Source organism: Profundibacter sp. (assembly GCF_056498605.1).
Genome location: NZ_JBSMEZ010000018.1, coordinates 1 through 18,619, shown reverse-complemented (window position 1 = coordinate 18,619; position 18,619 = coordinate 1). Strand labels below are relative to the sequence as shown.

The 18,619-nt window shown below is 56.8% G+C and carries 19 protein-coding genes; 10 read left to right on the top strand and 9 right to left on the bottom strand.

Annotation, left to right across the window (positions count from 1 at the left end; all coding sequences use genetic code 11):
* Positions 1 to 9: 9 nt before the first annotated feature.
* The 3 genes from ACWB12_RS01820 to ACWB12_RS01810 all read right to left on the bottom strand — a co-directional run bounded on the left by ACWB12_RS01820 (position 10) and on the right by ACWB12_RS01810 (position 3,776).
* The gene (locus ACWB12_RS01820; RefSeq protein ID WP_479528347.1) at positions 10 to 1,071 is read right to left on the bottom strand and encodes an ABC transporter permease; all 1,062 of its coding nucleotides are present in this window, start codon (positions 1,069 to 1,071) and stop codon (positions 10 to 12) included.
* A complete protein-coding gene (locus tag ACWB12_RS01815) occupies positions 1,072 to 2,631 on the bottom strand; it encodes an ABC transporter substrate-binding protein (protein WP_479528360.1) in 1,560 nt (519 codons plus the stop codon).
* Between the two features lie 92 nt (positions 2,632 to 2,723).
* Positions 2,724 to 3,776 (bottom strand): dipeptidase, encoded by a 1,053-nt coding sequence (locus ACWB12_RS01810; RefSeq protein WP_479528359.1) that lies wholly within the window; start codon positions 3,774 to 3,776, stop codon positions 2,724 to 2,726.
* A 125-nt stretch (positions 3,777 to 3,901) separates the two neighbouring features.
* Between ACWB12_RS01810 and ACWB12_RS01805 the strand changes: the two genes are divergently transcribed.
* A complete protein-coding gene (locus tag ACWB12_RS01805) occupies positions 3,902 to 4,807 on the top strand; it encodes a LysR substrate-binding domain-containing protein (RefSeq protein ID WP_479528346.1) in 906 nt (301 codons plus the stop codon).
* Here the strand turns inward: ACWB12_RS01805 and ACWB12_RS01800 are convergent.
* Together ACWB12_RS01800 and ACWB12_RS01795 are read right to left on the bottom strand one after the other, a co-directional pair.
* A complete protein-coding gene (locus ACWB12_RS01800; protein ID WP_479528345.1) occupies positions 4,804 to 6,090 on the bottom strand; it encodes an NAD(P)/FAD-dependent oxidoreductase in 1,287 nt (428 codons plus the stop codon). The two genes, ACWB12_RS01805 and ACWB12_RS01800, sit on opposite strands and share 4 nt — an antisense overlap.
* A 7-nt stretch (positions 6,091 to 6,097) precedes the next feature.
* Positions 6,098 to 6,754 carry a carbonic anhydrase gene (locus ACWB12_RS01795; RefSeq protein WP_479528344.1) on the bottom strand — a complete coding sequence of 219 codons (657 nt, stop codon included), beginning with the start codon at positions 6,752 to 6,754 and terminating at the stop codon, positions 6,098 to 6,100.
* Between the two features lie 168 nt (positions 6,755 to 6,922).
* Here ACWB12_RS01795 and ACWB12_RS01790 point away from each other — a divergent pair, with 168 nt between their 5' ends.
* From ACWB12_RS01790 to ACWB12_RS01780, 3 genes are all read left to right on the top strand, one after another.
* Positions 6,923 to 7,291, top strand: coding sequence for a hypothetical protein (locus tag ACWB12_RS01790; RefSeq protein ID WP_479528343.1), 369 nt, complete (start codon positions 6,923 to 6,925; stop codon positions 7,289 to 7,291).
* Between the two features lie 69 nt (positions 7,292 to 7,360).
* A complete protein-coding gene (locus ACWB12_RS01785) occupies positions 7,361 to 8,746 on the top strand; it encodes a leucyl aminopeptidase family protein (protein WP_479528342.1) in 1,386 nt (461 codons plus the stop codon).
* Positions 8,743 to 9,567 carry a C40 family peptidase gene (locus ACWB12_RS01780; RefSeq protein ID WP_479528341.1) on the top strand — a complete coding sequence of 275 codons (825 nt, stop codon included), beginning with the start codon at positions 8,743 to 8,745 and terminating at the stop codon, positions 9,565 to 9,567. Before ACWB12_RS01785 ends, ACWB12_RS01780 begins: the two co-directional genes overlap by 4 nt.
* Before the next feature lie 10 nt (positions 9,568 to 9,577).
* Here the strand turns inward: ACWB12_RS01780 and ACWB12_RS01775 are convergent, their stop codons facing one another.
* The 3 genes from ACWB12_RS01775 to paaZ all read right to left on the bottom strand — a co-directional run bounded on the left by ACWB12_RS01775 (position 9,578) and on the right by paaZ (position 12,989).
* Positions 9,578 to 9,910, bottom strand: coding sequence for a DUF2794 domain-containing protein (locus ACWB12_RS01775; protein WP_479528340.1), 333 nt, complete (start codon positions 9,908 to 9,910; stop codon positions 9,578 to 9,580).
* A gap of 235 nt (positions 9,911 to 10,145) precedes the next feature.
* A complete protein-coding gene (locus ACWB12_RS01770) occupies positions 10,146 to 10,946 on the bottom strand; it encodes a PaaX family transcriptional regulator C-terminal domain-containing protein (RefSeq protein ID WP_479528339.1) in 801 nt (266 codons plus the stop codon).
* A 9-nt stretch (positions 10,947 to 10,955) separates the two neighbouring features.
* The gene (paaZ, locus tag ACWB12_RS01765; protein WP_479528338.1) at positions 10,956 to 12,989 is read right to left on the bottom strand and encodes a phenylacetic acid degradation bifunctional protein PaaZ; all 2,034 of its coding nucleotides are present in this window, start codon (positions 12,987 to 12,989) and stop codon (positions 10,956 to 10,958) included.
* Between the two features lie 96 nt (positions 12,990 to 13,085).
* Between paaZ and paaI the strand changes: the two genes are divergently transcribed.
* Genes paaI through ACWB12_RS01745 form a run of 4 tightly spaced genes read left to right on the top strand, consistent with a single transcriptional unit; the run spans position 13,086 to position 16,605 of the window.
* On the top strand, positions 13,086 to 13,517 hold the full coding sequence (gene paaI, locus ACWB12_RS01760) for a hydroxyphenylacetyl-CoA thioesterase PaaI (RefSeq protein WP_479528337.1): 432 nt from the start codon (positions 13,086 to 13,088) through the stop codon (positions 13,515 to 13,517).
* Positions 13,514 to 14,707, top strand: a complete 1,194-nt coding sequence (gene pcaF, locus ACWB12_RS01755; protein ID WP_479528336.1) for a 3-oxoadipyl-CoA thiolase — start codon at positions 13,514 to 13,516, stop codon at positions 14,705 to 14,707. The genes paaI and pcaF overlap by 4 nt, the downstream gene beginning before the upstream one ends.
* Before the next feature lie 11 nt (positions 14,708 to 14,718).
* A complete protein-coding gene (gene paaK / locus ACWB12_RS01750) occupies positions 14,719 to 16,020 on the top strand; it encodes a phenylacetate--CoA ligase PaaK (RefSeq protein ID WP_479528335.1) in 1,302 nt (433 codons plus the stop codon).
* Between the two features lie 3 nt (positions 16,021 to 16,023).
* A complete protein-coding gene (locus ACWB12_RS01745; RefSeq protein ID WP_479528334.1) occupies positions 16,024 to 16,605 on the top strand; it encodes a TetR/AcrR family transcriptional regulator in 582 nt (193 codons plus the stop codon).
* Here the strand turns inward: ACWB12_RS01745 and ACWB12_RS01740 are convergent.
* On the bottom strand, positions 16,602 to 16,865 hold the full coding sequence (locus ACWB12_RS01740) for an I78 family peptidase inhibitor (RefSeq protein ID WP_479528333.1): 264 nt from the start codon (positions 16,863 to 16,865) through the stop codon (positions 16,602 to 16,604). The two genes, ACWB12_RS01745 and ACWB12_RS01740, sit on opposite strands and share 4 nt — an antisense overlap.
* A 133-nt stretch (positions 16,866 to 16,998) precedes the next feature.
* On the opposite strand from ACWB12_RS01740, the gene ACWB12_RS01735 reads away from it, so the two are divergent.
* Positions 16,999 to 18,111, top strand: a complete 1,113-nt coding sequence (locus ACWB12_RS01735) for an S-(hydroxymethyl)glutathione dehydrogenase/class III alcohol dehydrogenase (RefSeq protein ID WP_479528332.1) — start codon at positions 16,999 to 17,001, stop codon at positions 18,109 to 18,111.
* Positions 18,111 to 18,619, top strand: a 509-nt coding sequence (locus ACWB12_RS01730; RefSeq protein ID WP_479528331.1) for an alpha/beta hydrolase-fold protein, incomplete at its 3' end; no start/stop codon positions are given. The genes ACWB12_RS01735 and ACWB12_RS01730, both read left to right, overlap by 1 nt.

Sequence of the window (18,619 nt, the reverse complement as noted above, 5' to 3'; positions counted from 1 at the left end):
TTGTGTCCATCATTTCGCCCTCGGGTCAAAGACGCGATACAGCAAGTCTGAGAAAATATTCAGCAGCACAAAGATCAGCCCAACCACAATGGTGCCGCCCAGAACGGCGTTCATATCGGCGGACAGCAACGCCGTGGTGATGTAGGAGCCGATGCCGGGCCATGAGAAGATGATCTCGGTCAGCACCGATCCCTCAAGCAGGTTGGCGTAACTGAGCGCGATCACTGTGACCAGCTGCACAAGGATATTCTTGAAGGCATGGCCCCAGATCACCGTACGTTCCGGCAGCCCTTTGACCCTAGCGGTGGTGATATATTCGGCGCTCATTTGTTCCAGCATGAAGGACCGCGTCATCCGGCTGATATAGGCCAGTGAATAGTAGCCAAGGATGGTGGCGGGCAGGATGATGTGGGTCATCGCGTTCCAGAACACATCCCAGTTGCCGTCAATGATTGAATCCAGCAGGATCATGCCGGTGACGGATGGCACAATATCGGCGTAGAAAATATCAACACGGCCCGGTCCTCCGACCCAGCCAAGGATGCCGTAAAATACCAGCAGCCCCATCAGGCCCAGCCAGAAGATCGGCATGGAATACCCGACCAGCGCCACAACGCGGGCGATCTGATCGAACCATGATCCTTTGTTAACCGCGGCCATAACCCCCAGCGGCACACCCAGTGTGACACCCATTATGGTGCCCAATGTGGCCAGTTCCAGCGTGGCGGGGAAGACGCGAATAAGGTCGTCGGCAACGGGGCGGGCCGTGAGCAACGAGGTGCCAAAGTCACCGTGCAGAACTTCCCAAATGTAGATGAAAAACTGGACTATTATCGGCTTGTCCAAGCCCAATGCCGCATAGGCATCGTCATAAGTTGATTTGCTCGCCTGCTCGCCGACAATCGACAGCACCGGATCAATCGGCATCACACGACCGATGATAAAGGTGATAAACGCCAGACCCAGCATCGTGATGATGATCGAGCCAATGGTTTTGAACGTCAGGATCAAGGCGGGCGAGGAGAGGGGCGACTGGCGCCGCCCCTGTCCGTTATTATCAGCCATCGCCATTTACTTGGTGACTTTCCAGTAAGACACAGCTGTAATCGCGCCACCCAGATTCAGGTTGGCAACACTATCCGCACGACCTGTTTGTTCGATCTTCTGATACAGAACAGCAAACGGTGCGATGTCGCGGAATTCAGCCTGAATGTCGGCATACATTTTTGCCCGCACATCACGGTCGCCTTCTTCAACGGCAGCCGAAACTTTAGCTGTCAACCCACCAGTGTCCCATGCATTGCGCCATGCCAGCAGACCTGTTGCTTTGGCCTCGTCTGTGTTGACGGGGTTATAGGCAAATGTGCCAGCATTTGTGTGTGGATCAGGGTAATCCGGACCCCAGGCACCCATATACATATCCAGTTCGCGCGCACGGTAGCGGCCAAGGATCTGTTTGGCGGTGCCCACGGTGATGTTCAGCTTGATACCAGCCTGCCCGAATGTGTTTTGCAGGGATTGTGCGATCTCAATGCGTTCCTGCGCTTCGCGCACACCCACTTCGATTTCCAAGCCTTCAACTCCGGCTTCGGCCAGCAGTGCTTTGGCTTTCTCGATGTTCAGGCTGAACGGGTTTTCATCCACAGCCCCCAGATAAGTGGCTGGCAGGAAATTCTGGTGGATCACATACTGACCCTTCAGAAAGCTGTTTTGCATGCCTTCATAGTCAACCAGATACTTGATCGCTTCGATCACTTTTGGTTTGCTCAGAACTGGGTGTTTCTGGTTCAGCGAGATATACATCAACCGACCACGCAGTGCGCTATCAACAGCAATGCCATCTTCGCCGGTGATACCCGCCACATCATCAGGGTTCAAATTGCGGGCAATGTCAATATCGCCGCGCTCCAGCATCAGGCGCTGGGTTGAACTTTCCTGAACGTGGCGCACAACAACGCGTTCCATTGCAGGTGCACCCAGATAGAAATCAGGGTTGGATTGCAGGGTCACGGATTCATTTGGCTTCCAGCTGACCAGCGAGTAAGCGCCAGAACCGGCTGTGTTGGTTTTCAGCCATGTGTTGCCCATGTCGCCATCGGCCTCGTTGGCCATTGCAGTTTCTTTGTCGACGATACCGCCAATGGTGGATGTCAGGCAGTTCAACACGAACGACGTCGCATAACGCTTGTCGGTGGTGATCGAGACGGTGTTGCCCTCGGCCTTGATCATGTCCATGGCGTTATCAGCGGTAAAGCCGAACTGCGTCAGGATGAACGACGGCGTTTTGTTCAGGATCACCGCGCGTTGCAGCGACCATGCCGCATCTTCGGCGCGCACAGGGTTGCCCGAATGGAACTTCACGCCTTCACGCATGGTGAATGTGATGGTTTTGCCATCCTCGGAAACTGTCCAGCTGGCGGCCAGATCGGGGCCATAGCCCGCGTCCAGATTTAGCGGGTCAAAGTTAACCAGCTTGCCATACACATTGCGGCTAACATCCGAGCCGGCAAATTCAAAGCTTTCGGCCGGATCAAGCGTTGTGATATCGTCAATCCGGTTGGCGATCACCAGCATGTTCGCTGGCGTTTCTGCCACGACGGGCAAGGCGACCATTGATGCCGCAAAGCCCATGACCACGCTGGCCATAATATTTCTAATTGGTTTCATTGTTTAGTCCTCTCTGATTGATTATTGTTACTCTTGCAGGTTTGCCTGCTTTTGCCTCAGTTTTTGTCCCATGTTTTTTCCAGAACCCGCAGCCAGTTTTCATGGCACAGTTTCTTCATCAGGGTATCATTATATCCATGTGCTTTCATCGCGTCGCGTAAATTGTTTAATCCGGCGACATCGGTAATGCCTTCGGGCACCATCGCTCCGTCAAAATCCGAGCCAAGCCCGACGCGGTCTTCGCCCAGCTTGTCGATCAAATAATCCAGATGCTGTAGCATAACCTCTAGACCAACATCAGGTTGCATCTGCCCGTCTGGCCGCAGGAAGGCGCAGGCATAATTCAGCCCGACCATTCCATCACTTTCGGCAATCGCGTCCAGTTGTTTGTCGGTCAGATTGCGGGCGTGTTCGCAAATCGCATGGACATTTGAGTGGGTCGCAACCAGTGGCGCGTCGGAATGTTTGGCAATATCCCAGAACCCCGCCTCGTTAAGATGCGAAAGGTCCAGCATGATACCCAGTTCATTACAGCGTTTGACCAGCCTGAACCCAGCCTCGGTCAGCCCGTCACCGGTATCGCCATCGGATGGGAACCTGAACGGCACCCCGTGGCCAAAGATCGTTGGCCTGCTCCAGACTGGCCCAAGGGATCGCAGTCCGGCAGCATAGAGAACATCCAGAACATGCAGGTCAGCGTCGATCGCTTCGGCACCTTCCATATGCATGATTGCCGCCATTTTACCCGCGGCAAAGCAGTCGCGCAGATCATCGGTTGTATGGCAGATTTTAACCGCGCCCAATTCCTGCAAACGCAAAAGAATAGCGATTTCTTCCATCACCACGGGCAGGGCTGTTTCCTGCGTCACAGGGGCAGGTAGCGGCAGATCATAAGCGGGGTGGTTCATTTCGGCGTATCTGTCATCTTTGGATACAATGTCATAGGGCGAGGGCACATAAAGCGCGAAAAATCCGCCGCCAAACCCGCCGATATTTGCGCGTGGAATGTCGATATGCCCATCCCGCCCCAAAATAAAGTTGGGCGCGGCATCGACACCCCCGTTGATCAACAACTTGAGCAGGACATCGTTATGCCCGTCAAATATCATCGGCTCATTTAATGACAACAAAGAATCCCCCCAATGGATACAACACCTTAGCAAGCAAGTTTACATTAGCCATAGGCATAGCAATGAGTTATTCTCATAGATCAATGATATAAAGTGGTGAACCGATGCGAAAATCCTGGCACTCGCTGCCTGAATACCAAGCCCTGCGCGCAATGATGGAAGGCAATACGACGGCTTCGGCGGCGCGTCGGTTGGGGCTGTCACAGTCTGCTGTATCGCGGTCCCTGACCAATCTGGAATCACGCATTGGCACCACGTTATTTGAACGGGAGTCCGGACGGCTGAAACCGACCAGTGCCGCCGTGCGTCTGAACACCCGACTGGATGCGCTGTTTTATGCGTTAGACAATATCGACGGCCCATCGGAAACGCCGCGCGAGAACTTGCGCCTGATTGCACCGCCGACCTTTGCCAACCATTTTATCGTCGGCCATATGGCGAGCTTCCTGAAAACCCGCTCCGAAACATTTTTGAATCTGGAAATCGGCACATCGGTGGATGTGATCGCGGGGGTACAGGCCGATAAATATGATCTGGGCATTATCGGGGTCGAGCCAACCAGTGCCGGTGCCAAACTGATCCCGTTTCGCAAGGCAGCGGCGGCGTGCGTTATGCCTGCGGGCCATCCGCTTGCGGCGCTGGATGTAATCCGGCCCGAAGATTTGCACGGTGAAAGCCTGATCGGGTTCAACTACCGCCATGCGCGGCGTGCGCAGCTGGATAAACTGTTGCTCGAGGCCGGATCGGTGCCAAAAGTGGTGTCCGAAGTGTCCAGTTCAACGGCGGCGATTGAGCTGGTGCGGCTGGAAGTCGGGCTTGCGGTGGTCAACCCGTTCCCGTCCACCCAAAGCGAAAACGATGATGTGGTGTTCCGCCCCTTTGCGTCGGCGATTTCCTACCAGACATATTTTGTCGCGCCCGACCACCGACCGTTGTCCCAAGCCGCCCGCCATTTTCTACGCCATGTGCGCCTGCACACGCCCAAGGACAGTTTTTCAGAGGCCGTTTAGCGGCCCAGCCGGTCCATCATGGAATGCCAGCGCAGCACGGCGGGCAGAAACCACGGTTTTCCACGATAAAAGGGACGAGTAGGAAAATCCAGCCCGTCAATCTCGGTTTTTCCACCCGTTTGCCCCAGCATTTTCTGCGCCACTTTGTGTCCATAAAAACTGGCCCGCCCAACGCCCGACCCGCAATACCCCATCACATAGTATAGCCCGTCATGGCGACCCAGATGCGGGGCGTGATCGAAAGGATAAGCAACGGTGCCCGACCATGCGTGGGTGACTTTGGTATCGCTAAGTTGCGGGAACACGCGTGTCATTAGGCGCTTTAGGTCTGGGACATAGTTTTGTGGCTTATCGTTCGGATCAAAGGCGCGTCCGCCAAATACCACCCGCGTGCCATCAGGCGAGGGGCGGTAGTAGGGCACAAGGCGTGAGGTATCGACCACGGGGCGCCCCGTGGGAAAGAGGCTGTTCATCATATCAGGCGTTAGCGGTTCGGTGGCGATAATGGCCGAGCGGATCGGCATGATCCGGTGGTGAAAGAACGGCAATTCGGGGCCGGAATAGCCATTGGTGGCAATGAGCACTTCGCGGGCGGTGATCGTTTTGCCCGCTATCTGAACGGTGAAGCCATCCCCATCACGCATCACCCCCGTAACGCGGGCGGGCGCGATGATTTTGGCACCTGCCTCATGCACCCTATGGGCCAGACCCAGCACGTATTTGGCCGGATGCAACAGCCCGTCATCAAGGTAAACCAACCCGCCATGATAATGGTCGCTGCCGATCTGGCTGTGCTGCTCTGACTTCGGGATCACCTCGAACCGCAGGCCGATGGATTTATCCAACTCTTCCGTTGCGCGAGCGAGAACTTCGTAATCGGCAGGGCGACTGGCCCCTTTGAAACGGCCAAGATCAGGCTGGATATCGCAATCAATTTCATCATCAATGATGCGCTGTTTCAGGAATGCCAGTGTGCTCATGGATTCGCGCAAAATGGCCTGCGCCTTGGCGCGGCCCAAGGAGGCCGTCAGCCCCGCCAGCCCCAGTTTGTGAAACGATGGCCCGATCTGCCCACCGTTACGCGACGAGCAGCCAAAGCCGATCGCATCCGCGTCCACCACCACCACATCGCGCCCAGCGCGGGCCAGTGTCAACGCCGCCGACAACCCACTGTATCCCGCCCCGACCACCAATGTTTCAACCGTATCGGGAAGCGTGTCAGACCCCTGCGCAATCTGTGCCTTGGGCAGGTCCGTATCATCCCACCAATAAGGCTGGTTCAATATACCCTCAGACATCAACAAACATTTCGCTTTCAGGGTCATAATGCTGCAAGCCGCCTTCGCCTATGTCTGTCCATAATCCGTGGATGCTCATTGTTTCGCCTTCAACCGCGCTTTTGACAAACGGGAATGTCATCAGGTTTTCCAGTGAAATCACAACCGCCGCCTTTTCCAGTTGCTGTCTTTCTTCGCTTTCGTCGTTCAGGTCCATCTCTTGAACACGGTTGAATCCTGGACGCAGGATATCCATCCAGCGCCCGACAAAGCTGGATTTTTTCTCAAGCTCGGGCGCATTGCCGGAACACATATCGTAACAGCCCTGAACCCCACCGCAGTTGGAATGGCCCAGCACAATCAGATGCGCGACCTTTAGTTCGGTCACCGCAAATTCGACCGTGGCCGAGGTGCCGTGATGGTCGCCATCCGGCGCATAGGGCGGCACCAGATTGGCAATGTTGCGGTGGATGAAAAATTCGCCCTGATCCGCACCGAAAATCGAGGTGACATGCACGCGGCTGTCACAACAGGAAATCACCATGGCGCGGGGGCGCTGGCCCTCGTCGGCAAGGCGGCGATACCAGACTTTATTGTCCTCGTAAGAAGTGGCTTTCCACCCCTGATAACGCTTGACCAGATAGGACGGTAAAGGTTTCGCGTGATCCATGCCTGTCGCTCCTGTGGTTCAACCAGATTCTCCACCCTAACTATGCTGGATTTATCCAAAATTCGAGCGATTTCTATCCTTGCGCGAAACCTTTTCTAAGGAACCTTGGGTGATTGTCGCAATCGTTGTGGGGGCATAAAACCGGAGGGTGAAAGCGTGGCGACGACTATGACACTGATGTTTGATGAAAAGGTGAGGCTGGATTCGGACCGGCTGGCCGCACTCTATGTGCAATTGGGCGAGGCAGGCGCGCAAGACGTGGTGTGCCGCGCGATGGAGGAATTGGCCGTGCGCCTGACGCGGATCAATGAGGCGTATCAAACATACAAGATGCGCGAGCTGCGCAAGGGGGCCAAAGGGCTGATCGGTATTGCCGAACAGGTCGGGATGCAGCGATTGGCCGATGTTGCGCGGGATGTGCGCAACTGTGCGGATGAAAATGACCCGATTGCGCTGGCCGCAACGATAGCGCGTTTATTGCGGATCGGGGATTGTTCGCTAACCGCGGTTTGGGATTTACAGGACCTGTCTGTTTGATCCACCCTTGCGGTGCGGCGCACAGGGGCTAGGGTGTCGGGAACTGTAAACCGATTAAGGCCGCGAACCATGTCCATAGCATTTGCCCCTAGCGACACACCGTCGATCCCCTTGTTCATCATCCAGCAGGCAGATTTGCCGGACTGGCTGGAAAAACAGCCCGCGCATGTTTCAACGTGGCTGGATACAACGGGGTTCGCTGCCGGTTTGGGCGAGGTATGTCTGGTTCCTGATGCCACGGGGGCTGCCCTGCTGGTTGCGGTCGGGTTTGGCACTGACGTGGCCCGCGCGCGTGGGCGGTTTCATTTGGCCCACGCCGCAGCTGCATTGCCCGCGGGCACCTATCACATTCAGTCGGGGTTGGAAGGCGAGGCATTGGAAGAGGCCGCGCTGGGCTGGTTGCTGGCCGGATACCGGTTTAGCCGCTATAGCGCCCAGAAACCGGCAAGGGCCCGATTGATTGCGCCAGACGGCATTGATGCGACACGGATCGAAACGATTGCAGAAGGCGAGGTTTTAACCCGCGATCTGATCAACACGCCTGCCTCGGATATGGGGCCGAGCGATCTGGAAAACGCGTTTCTGGCACTGGCCGCGAACCACGGGGCCAAGGCAAAGGTAATTGCAGGGAACAAGCTGTTGTCCGAGAACCTGCCAATGATCCACGCGGTCGGGCGTGCTTCGGCCCAAGCGCCGCGTCTGTTAGACATGCGATGGGGTGATGCGGGGCCGACCCTGACACTGGTGGGCAAGGGTGTGTGCTTTGATACCGGTGGTTTGAACATCAAACCGGGGGCATCCATGGGGCTTATGAAAAAGGATATGGGCGGGGCCGCAACAGTTCTGGGTCTGGCGCATATGATCATGACGCTGGGCCTAAAGCTGCGGCTGCGGGTTCTGGTGCCCGCCGTTGAAAATGCAATCAGCAGTGCCGCGTTTCGCCCGCAGGACATCCTGACATCACGCAAGGGGCTAACAGTCGAGATTAACAATACCGACGCCGAAGGGCGTTTGGTGCTGGCCGATGCATTGGCATTGGCGGATGAAGAAAAACCCGATTGCCTGATTTCAATGGCGACATTGACGGGGGCCGCGCGGGTCGCCGTCGGGCCGGACCTTGCGCCGTATTTCTGTGACGATCAGGATATGGCGACAGCGCTGGAAACAGGTGGCGCTATGGCCAGTGACCCCCTGTGGCGGATGCCGTTCTGGACCCCTTACGAGAAGATGATCGAACCCGGCATCGCCGATCTGGACAACGCCCCAAAGGGGGGCTTTGCTGGCGCAATAACAGCGGCCTTGTTCTTGCGCCGTTTTGTTGATCAATCACCCCGCTATGCCCATTTTGACATCTACGGCTGGCAACCTACCGCCGCACCCGCCCGCCCCAAGGGTGGCGCAGGACAAGGGGCGCGGGCGATCCTTGCAGCATTGCCAAAGGTGCTAAACCTATGACGGATCGGCGCCTGACCCCTGCAAATACCCGCGTGGCCGCCGCCCATTTGAAAGGGCAGATCGAAGCTGCGAAATTTGTCGATGGCGTTTGGCGGCAAATTTCGGTGCCTGTGGCTGATATTCTGGCCACCCCGCAAGGACCGCGTGACCGGCAAGCGTTATACGGCGAACATATTCTAGTTCTGGAAGAACACGACAGCCACGCCTTTGGCCAAGCTGCCAAAGATGGCTATGTAGGCTATATCAACGCCGACCATCTGGCCCCGATGCAAGAGCCAACACATTGGGTCAGCGCCCCCGCCACCCATCTATACACCATGAATGATTTCAAAAGCCGCGAAGCGATGGCGCTGTCGTTCGGATCCTACCTGACCATTGTCGCCACGCACGAACGGTTCCTTGAAACATCACACGGGTATTTCGTGCCAAAGCCGCATGTGCGCGAGGTGGGCGCATTATTCAGTGACCCTATCGATGTGGCCACGCTGTTTTTGGGTAGCCCCTATCTGTGGGGCGGCAATTCCCGCGAGGGGCTGGATTGTTCGGCGCTGGTGCAGGCATCATTACTGGCGTGTGGAATACCCTGCCCTGCGGATAGTGACATGCAGGAAGATACATTGGGCAACCTGACCAACGACACCGAAATGAAGCGCGGCGATTTGTTATTCTGGAAGGGCCATGTGGCAATGGTGGTAGACAGCGAAACGATGATCCACGCAAATGCAGGCGCAATGGCGACGGCATACGAGCCGATCAAGGAGGGCATTGCACGGATCAAGGAACAGGGTGACGGGCCGGTGACATCACACAAACGGCTTTAGGGTCAGGACCTTAGGTCACTGCGCGGATCAGCTTTTTCTCAAGCACTCGCAGCACCGGTTTCAAATCAGCACCGCGCTTTAATATCTGCCCGTCCATCCCAACGACCGAATACATTCCCTGCTTGTGCCGCAGCTTGGGCCGCTTTTCGATCCGGTATAATGGGTTTTCAGCCGTGTGACGAAACACCGAAAAAACCGCAAATTCCCGCAGGCAGGATATGCCGTAATCGCGCCATTCTCCGGCGGTGACCATTCGCCCGTATAGGGACATGATAACATTCAGTTCATTGCGTTGAAACGCGACTTGCGCAGGGAATGATGTAAACGGTGTCGGGTTATTCATCTGTAAACTCTCGCCTGCGCACCTGATAAAATCAAGCCCGTCGCTAAATTGTCCTGAAATGGCCGGACAAAAACCACGCCTTTTTCATTTCAGCGCCTGTATTGGCCGCGATAGATACCCCATAGTGAAACGCTGACTTGGTGTTGCAATTAATCTGCCCCCACCCAGTTTGTGATGCAAAGCCAGTTTTCGCACATTAAGCCCCGTCATGAAAATGGTCGGGGTTTTTTGTTTGTCAGCTAAAGCGATGCGCGAGGGTGTCATCGCAGGCGGGCATCGGGGCTAGGCCATGATCTGAAGCATCGAGCCAGGTTTCCGACCTTTCAGCAAGGCGGCCATACACATCGGCCACCCTCTTGCGCGGGTTGGATATGACGAAATCGGCAGGAAATAGTTCAGGTGGCACATCAGGAAACCGCAGAACGACCCGGCGCCAGCGGTGGATCAAAAGCATCCTTGCTGCCATCGCATCAAGGGGCGTGGGGTATGCGCCCTTCAGGGCCGCAATATCGTTGTGCAAAGTAATAAGAGCGCTTTGATGTGCCTTGGACAGAACCTGTTTTGCAAAACTTTCTGGAAATGACGCCAGCGCGCCCGTCAGACAGATATGGTTTGGCATATCAACGGCCAGATATGCGGGGATCAGCCAAAGGTTCGTCCCCACTTCGATGCCTTTGTCTGGAGCCATCGCACCGCTGGCCATCACCCATTCACCGACCTTCCCACTGAGTGGAGCCGCGTAAATATCAACTGATGCGGCCGAGATTTCAGCCTGTGCATCCACGCTAAGCCGGTAAAAACTGTTGCGCCCTTCGCGGTCGCGCACAACCCATCCGTCACTTGTTAACCTTGAGAGTGCCGTGCGCAACGCACCAGCCTCAACCCCTACCCGCTCTAGTAAATGTTGCAAACGCAGGGTCGCAATACGCCCGCCACGGTGCTGCACCGCATCGCCAAATACAGTGACGACCAGCGACCAGACACGCAGGCGGCCTTCGGTATGTAGGTTGGTGATAAGCGGCTCTAATGCATCCATGTCGCCTTGTTAACTGGAATAGGCCACCATCGTCAAAAGCTCATATTCAGCAACCTGTTCATCGTGTTGATTATACAGCGTCGCATTCCAGCGCACCTCGCCGTATTCATCGGTGCGGCGGGTTTTGCGTTTGGCGGTCAAACGCACGTAGATTGTATCATCAGGACTAACCGGAGTCTGGAATGTCAGGTTATTGATGCCGGTATTGGCCAGCACCGGACCGGGATCAGGCTGCACGAACAGTCCCGCCGCAAACGATAACAACAGATAGCCATGCGCCACACGACCGGGGAAGAACGGGTTCGCTTTGGCGGCATCCTCGTCCATGTGGGCATAGAATGTATCACCGGTGAAATGGGCAAAATGCGTAATGTCGTCCAGCGTCACCACCCGTTTGTCAGTGCGCAGGGTCTCGCCAATCTCGATTTGATCAAAGGTGCGCTGGAACGGATGGGTCGGGCCGGTTTTCTCCTGCGCCCCCGAAACCCAGACTCCACCAATGGCCGTCAAAATATCGGGGCTGCCCTGAATGGCGGTGCGCTGCATGTAATGCATCACGCCACGAATGCCGCCCATTTCCTCGCCGCCACCTGCCCGCCCCGGACCACCATGCACCATGTGCGGCAAGGGCGACCCGTGCCCTGTTGCCTCGCTCATCGAGGTGCGGTTGTTGAAATACAGCCGCCCGTGCCAGTGCGCTGATGCCAGTGTAATATCGCGGGCGATTTGCGCGTCATTGGTGATGACGGACGCCACAAGGCTGCCCTGCCCGCGATTGGCCAGATCGGCAGCATGGGCTGTGTCGCGGTAGGGCAAGATGGTCGAAACAGGACCGAAGGCCTCGACCTCATGCACTATGCGGGCGGCGTCGGGATCGTCGCAGCGAAACAACATCGGCGGCAGGAAACCCTGTTCAGGGTCTGCACCCTCGACGGTGAAATGATCGGGATCGCCGTAAACGCGCGTCGCCTCGGTGCCGATCTGTGCGGCCATCTCCAGCACATCGGTTTTTTGTGCTGCTGAAACCAGCGAACCCATGCGAACGCCCTCGGTTTCGGGATCGCCAATGGTGGTTTTTTCCAGCTTAGCAGATAAGGCCTCAATCACCCGATTAATCAGCGGCTCGGGCACGATCATCCGGCGGATGGCGGTGCATTTTTGGCCCGCTTTGGTGGTCATTTCTGTGGTGGCCTCACGGATGAACAGATCAAACTCGGGGGTTTCCACACCCGCATCCAGCCCAAGGATCGAAGCATTCAAACTGTCCTGTTCCGCAATAAACCGTGTGCCGTTGGCGATGATGTTGGGCATAGATCGCAACGCAAGCGCGGTGCGGGCCGAGCCGGTAAAGCTAACCACATCCTGCGCCCCCAGCCGCGCCAACAAATCCCCGGTGCGCCCGACAATCAACTGCACAGCGCCTTCGGGCAACAACCCGCTGTCCATCATAATCCGCACGCAGGCTTCGGTCAGGAAACTGGTTTGGGTGGCGGGTTTAACGATGCAGGGAACACCCGCCAACAGGGCTGGGGCCAGTTTTTCCAACATCCCCCAGACTGGAAAATTGAACGCGTTGACATGCACCGCAACGCCGTGCAGCGGCAACGCAATGTGTTGACCCAGAAATGTGCCGTTCCGCGATAGCTGCTCGACTTCGCCATCCAGATAGACATGCCCGTCCGGCATTTCGCGCCGCCCCTTGGAGGCAAACACAAACATCGTGCCTATGCCGCCGTCAATGTCGATCCAGCCGTCCTTGCGGGTCGCCCCAGTAAGCGGGTTCAGCGCATATAGTTCCTCTTTGCGGCTATCAATATAGGCCGCCAGCGCCTTGAGCATTTTGGCGCGTTGATGAAATGTCATTTCCCGTAATGCAGGGCCACCCTTGGCCTTGGCCCAGTCGATCATCCCCTGAAAATCCAGCGTCGCGCCGCCAGCGCGTGCAATCACGGCACCCGTTACGGGGCTGTTCAGAATGGCTGCGTCCGCCGCGGGCGCAACCCATTGTCCGGCGGCAAAACTACGAGGTTCAAGCATCAACATCTCCCTTTGTGCCAGATTACCGATTCCGCGAGGCATTACAACACTATTGACCGCTCGGTCGGGTTTGTGCAGGCTGGGCACAGGGAGGACGCGTGAATGACACCACGGATAAAGGCCGAGAAAAGCGCCGCTGCAATGTGGGCGAATGATGCTGCATCTAAATGGCTGGGCATGTCGCTGGATCATGTGGACGCAGGCGAGGCGGTGATGTCGTTTGAAGTCGCGCCGCAGCATTTGAACGGCCACGCAATTTGCCACGGTGGGTATATTTACACATTGGCCGACAGCGCCTTTGCCTTTGCCTGCAACAGCTACAATCGACTGGTCGTGGCGCAACAAAACTCGATCACTTATCTAAGTCCGGCAAGGTTGGGCGAGCGTCTGACCGCCACCGCGCGCGAGGTCAGCCTGACTGGACGGTCAGGCATTTACGATGTGTCCATCACCGCCCCCGACGGGCGCGTGGTGGCCGAGTTTCGCGGCGGATCACGCCAGATCAAAGGCCAGCATTTTGAGGAGACACCATGACCGAGGCATTTATCTGCGAAGGGGTGCGCACCCCGATTGGCCGCTACGGTGGGGCATTATCATCAGTGCGGCCCGACGATATGCTAGCGCATGTGTTACGAGAATGCGTGACGGGGCTGGACGGGCTGGTGGTGGATGAGGTGATATCCGGATGTGCCAACCAAGCCGGTGAAGACAACCGCAATGTGGCACGGATGGCCGTGTTGCTGGCGGGGCTGGACGTGGATGTGCCTGCGGTAACGGTGAACCGTTTGTGCGGCTCGGGGCTGGATGCGGTGGGCATGGCGGCGCGAGCGGTGAAATGCGGCGAGGCCGAGGTGGTGATTGCCAGTGGTGTCGAGAGCATGAGCCGTGCGCCAATGGTGATGCCCAAACCGGATGCCGCTTTTTCTCGGCGGGCTGAAGTGTTTGACACCACAATCGGCTGGCGGTTTGTGAACAAGGTTTTAGCAGCGCAGTACGGCACGGATTCGATGCCGGAAACGGCTGAAAATGTGGCCGAGGAATTCAACATCTCGCGGGCGGATCAGGATACTTTTGCAATGCGCTCGCAGGAACGGGCGGCAGCGGCGATTGCTGGCGGGCGGATGGCGCAGGAAATCGCGCCGATCAGCATTCCACAGCGCAAGGGCGACGCCGTGGTTGTGGACACGGACGAACACCCGCGCGCCACCACATTGGAAAAACTAGCGGGCCTGCGCACCCCGTTCCGCGAGGGTGGCAGCGTGACAGCGGGCAATGCAAGCGGTGTCAATGACGGGGCCTGCGCGATGATTATCGCCAGTGCGGCAGCGGTGAAAAAATACAGCCTGACGCCAAAGTCGCGCATCATCGGCATGGCAGCGGCCGGTGTGCCGCCCCGCATCATGGGGACCGGTCCGGCGCCCGCGTCTGAAAAACTTTTGACGCGTTTGGGCCTGTCGATTGGTGATATTGATCTGATCGAATTGAACGAGGCGTTTGCGGCTCAAGGCCTAGCGGTTCTGCGCCAACTGGGGCTACCGGATGATGCGGATCATGTGAACCCGAATGGCGGCGCTATTGCGCTGGGACATCCTTTGGGTATGTCCGGTGCACGGCTTGCGCTGACGGCAGCAATTGAATTGCAAAATCAGGCTCTAACCCGTGCACTTTGCACAATGTGCATTGGTGTGGGTCAAGGGATATCACTGGTGATGGAACGGGTTTAGGAGGATACAACGTGAAAGACTTAACACCAAAGAAAAGCGATCTGGACCCGATTGAAATCGCCTCGCGCGATGAAATTTCAGCGCTACAACTGGAGCGGATGAAATGGTCACTGCGCCACGCCTATGACAACGTGCCGTTCTATAAGAAATCGTTCGATGATGCGGGCGTGCATCCCGACGACCTAAAATCCCTCTCCGATCTGGCCAAATTCCCGTTCACCATGAAGCAGGATTTGCGTGACAATTACCCCTTCGGCATGTTCGCCGTGCCACGCACACAAATCCAGCGGCTGCATGCTTCTTCGGGAACAACTGGCCAACCAACAGTGGTGGGCTATACCGCCCGCGATATTGATACATGGGCCACCGTGGTGGCGCGGTCCTTGCGGGCCAGCGGCACGCGGGCGGGCGATGTGGTGCATGTGGCCTATGGGTACGGGTTGTTCACCGGCGGGTTGGGCGCACATTATGGCGCCGAGAAACTGGGCTGCACGGTGGTGCCAATTTCGGGTGGCATGACCGCGCGGCAAGTGCAGTTGATCGAGGATTTCGGCGCCTCGACCATCATGGTCACCCCGTCCTACATGCTGTCCATTCTGGATGAATATAACCGTCAGGGCCGCGACCCGCGCAACAGCCCGCTGAACGTCGGTATCTTCGGGGCCGAGCCGTGGACCAACGCCATGCGCGGCGAGATTGAGGCGGCATTTGACATGAACGCCGTCGATATTTACGGCCTATCCGAGGTGATGGGACCTGGGGTGGCCAACGAGTGTGTCGAGACCAAAGACGGGTTGCACATTTGGGAGGATCATTTTTACCCTGAAATCATCAACCCCGAAACCGGCGCGGTGGTCGAGGATGGCGAGATGGGCGAGTTGGTATTCACATCGCTAACCAAGGAGGCGTTCCCGATTATCCGCTACCGCACCCGCGATTTAACCCGCCTGTTGCCGGGCACGGCGCGGTCCATGCGCCGGATGGAGAAAATAACGGGGCGCACCGATGATATGATTATCTTGCGCGGGGTAAACGTGTTTCCGACCCAGATTGAAGAACAATTGATGGCCGTTTCCGCCCTTGCGCCGCACTTCCAAATAGAGCTGGATCGCAAGGGGCGTATGGACCAGATGACGGTGCATGTGGAATTGGCCAGCGGGGCCAGTGGTGGAGATCATGCCGCAGAGCAGCTTGCACGGAAAATCAAAAGCAATGTGGGTGTTTCGGCCAAAGTCGTAATGGCGGATACCGGTGGCGTGGCCCGTAGCCAAGGCAAAGCGGTGCGAATTATCGACAACCGGTCAAAGGGATAGCACATGCCACGCGGAATAGCGCATGACCATTCCGAAAAACGCTCAGCCATCCGCATGGGGGCGGCAGCGTATTTTGCCGCCAACGGGTATGACCGTGCCTCGATGACAGCAGCAGCGGCGCATTGCGGCGTGTCAAAGGCGCTGATCTATCATTATTACGGCAGCAAAGACGCGCTGCTATATGACATCCTGCATAGCCATTTATCGGATCTTGTTGATACCGTTGATCAGGTACCTGACAACCCTGACCGGTTACGGCAATTGGTCCGTGCAATCCTGTTAGCCTACCGCGATGCGGATGCGGAGCACAAATTACAGGCAGATGCGATGACTGCTCTGCCGTTGGACAAACGCGAACCGCTCATGGCCCTGCAACGGCACTTAATTCAGGTGATGGGCGATACTTTGCAAGCGGCGTCACCAAAGACAATGACAGACCCCGCCCGCCTGCGCCCTATCACAATGACTGTGTTTGGTATGCTTAACTGGTTTTACATGTGGCACCGCCCCGGCAAAGGGATCAGCCGCGACGATTATGCGGACCTTGTGACCGATATGGTTCTGGGAGGAATTAAAGGGCTTTAGCCACACCAGAAACGGACAATCCGGTTCTGCGCATCCAGATCAACATTCAAACGGGTCGGGCTATAATCCATAGTCACCGCCATCCCCGGTTTGATAATCCGCATCGGGGCCGGAAATGTCATGCTGGCAAATATATCGGCAGATTGGCCGATCAGATTTTGATATCCAACAGCACCACATTCATTGGGGCCGTCTACTGTTGGAGGTGTAGGTTGCTCACAAGCGGCGAGGGCGAGGATTGCTAGAACTGTAAAACGCATAAAAATCTCCGGTAATAAACCTATCTCAGTGTGCCTATAAATATTGCTGTTATACAATATCGCACCTTCTTTTAGTTGCATAACTGGCGGCTTTCCCCCACTCTGCCCACGAATAAACCGGAGGAGATATATCATGCGAACACGTGCAGCCGTTGCATTGGAAGCAGGCAAACCGCTTGAGATAATGGAAGTGAACCTTGAGGGTCCGAAAGCTGGCGAGGTTCTGGTCGAGATCAAGGCGACAGGGCTGTGTCATACGGATGCGTTTACCCTGTCGGGCGATGACCCCGAGGGGATGTTTCCGGCGATTTTGGGCCATGAGGGCGCGGGCGTTGTGGTCGAGCTGGGCGCAGGTGTGACCAGCCTTGAAGTCGGCGATCATGTGATCCCGCTCTACACCCCCGAATGTCGTGAATGTGACTACTGCCTGAACCCCAAAACCAACCTCTGCCAGTCGATCCGCTCAACCCAAGGTGCTGGCGTGATGCCCGATGGCACCAGCCGGTTTTCGATGCTGGATGGCACCCCGATCCTGCACTACATGGGGTGTTCGACCTTTGCCAACCACACGGTTCTGCCGGAAATTGCGCTGGCCAAAGTGCGCAAGGATGCACCGTTCGAGAAGATTTGTTATATCGGGTGTGGCGTGACCACCGGCATTGGGGCGGTGATCAATACGGCCAAGGTGGAAATCGGCAGCACGGCGATTGTGTTCGGGCTGGGTGGTATTGGTCTGAATGTGGTGCAGGGGTTGCGGCTGGCGGGGGCCGACCAGATTGTCGGTGTTGACCTGAACGACGCGCGTATTCCGATGGCAACCCAGTTCGGCATGACCGATTTTGTCAATCCGACCAAAGTGACCGGTGATCTGGTTGCCCATCTGGTTGACCTGACCGGCGGCGGTGCGGACTACACCTTTGACGCCACCGGCAATGTCGGTGTGATGCGCACAGCCCTTGAGGCCGCGCACAAAGGCTGGGGCGAAAGCATCATCATCGGCGTTGCAGCTGCGGGGGCTGAAATCTCCACCCGTCCGTTCCAGCTGGTCACAGGGCGCAGCTGGCGCGGCACAGCCTTTGGCGGGGCGCGTGGACGCACGGATGTTCCGAAAATCGTCGACTGGTATATGGACGGCAAAATCGAAATCGACCCGATGATCACCCACACCATGTCGCTGGAGGATATCAACAAGGGGTTTGATCTGATGCACGAAGGCAAATCCATTCGGGGTGTGGTGATTTACTGATGGAAACCCTATCTGAAAGCGCGGCCTTTGGCGGCATCCAAGGCGTCTACAAACACACATCATCCGCCTGCAATTGCGACATGACCTTTGCGGTTTACCTGCCGCCGCAAGCCAAGGCGGGGCCGGTTCCGGCGCTGTGGTATTTGTCGGGCCTGACCTGCACCCACGAGAACGCGATGACCAAAGCGGCGTTGCAGGAACACGCGGCCAAGCACGGTATGGCGGTGATCTATCCCGACACATCACCGCGTGGCGAAGGTGTGGTGGATGACGATGATTACGCTTTGGGGCAGGGCGCGGGGTTCTATGTTAACGCGACCGAGGCACCGTGGGCTGCACATTTCCAGATGTATGATTACGTGCTGAATGAATTGCCCGCCCTGATCGCCAAAAACTTCGCCATTAACGACAAACGCGGCATCACTGGTCATTCGATGGGTGGCCACGGCGCGCTGACTTTGGCGCTGAACAACCCCGATGTGTTCACTTCGGTTTCGGCCTTCGCACC

Excerpts from the sequence above, each read along its gene's own strand:
- ACWB12_RS01820 (WP_479528347.1), bottom strand. The coding sequence starts at position 1,071 with ATGGCGATGGCTGATAATAACGGACAGGGGCGGCGCCAGTCGCCCCTC.
- ACWB12_RS01815 (WP_479528360.1), bottom strand. The coding sequence starts at position 2,631 with ATGGGCTTTGCGGCATCAATGGTCGCCTTGCCCGTCGTGGCAGAAACG.
- ACWB12_RS01810 (WP_479528359.1), bottom strand. The coding sequence starts at position 3,776 with ATGATATTTGACGGGCATAACGATGTCCTGCTCAAGTTGTTGATCAAC.
- ACWB12_RS01805 (WP_479528346.1), top strand. The coding sequence starts at position 3,902 with ATGCGAAAATCCTGGCACTCGCTGCCTGAATACCAAGCCCTGCGCGCA.
- ACWB12_RS01795 (WP_479528344.1), bottom strand. The coding sequence starts at position 6,754 with ATGGATCACGCGAAACCTTTACCGTCCTATCTGGTCAAGCGTTATCAG.
- ACWB12_RS01790 (WP_479528343.1), top strand. The coding sequence starts at position 6,923 with ATGACACTGATGTTTGATGAAAAGGTGAGGCTGGATTCGGACCGGCTG.
- ACWB12_RS01785 (WP_479528342.1), top strand. The coding sequence starts at position 7,361 with ATGTCCATAGCATTTGCCCCTAGCGACACACCGTCGATCCCCTTGTTC.
- ACWB12_RS01780 (WP_479528341.1), top strand. The coding sequence starts at position 8,743 with ATGACGGATCGGCGCCTGACCCCTGCAAATACCCGCGTGGCCGCCGCC.
- ACWB12_RS01775 (WP_479528340.1), bottom strand. The coding sequence starts at position 9,910 with ATGAATAACCCGACACCGTTTACATCATTCCCTGCGCAAGTCGCGTTT.
- ACWB12_RS01770 (WP_479528339.1), bottom strand. The coding sequence starts at position 10,946 with ATGGATGCATTAGAGCCGCTTATCACCAACCTACATACCGAAGGCCGC.
- paaZ (WP_479528338.1), bottom strand. The coding sequence starts at position 12,989 with ATGTTGATGCTTGAACCTCGTAGTTTTGCCGCCGGACAATGGGTTGCG.
- paaI (WP_479528337.1), top strand. The coding sequence starts at position 13,086 with ATGACACCACGGATAAAGGCCGAGAAAAGCGCCGCTGCAATGTGGGCG.
- pcaF (WP_479528336.1), top strand. The coding sequence starts at position 13,514 with ATGACCGAGGCATTTATCTGCGAAGGGGTGCGCACCCCGATTGGCCGC.
- ACWB12_RS01745 (WP_479528334.1), top strand. The coding sequence starts at position 16,024 with ATGCCACGCGGAATAGCGCATGACCATTCCGAAAAACGCTCAGCCATC.
- ACWB12_RS01740 (WP_479528333.1), bottom strand. The coding sequence starts at position 16,865 with ATGCGTTTTACAGTTCTAGCAATCCTCGCCCTCGCCGCTTGTGAGCAA.
- ACWB12_RS01735 (WP_479528332.1), top strand. The coding sequence starts at position 16,999 with ATGCGAACACGTGCAGCCGTTGCATTGGAAGCAGGCAAACCGCTTGAG.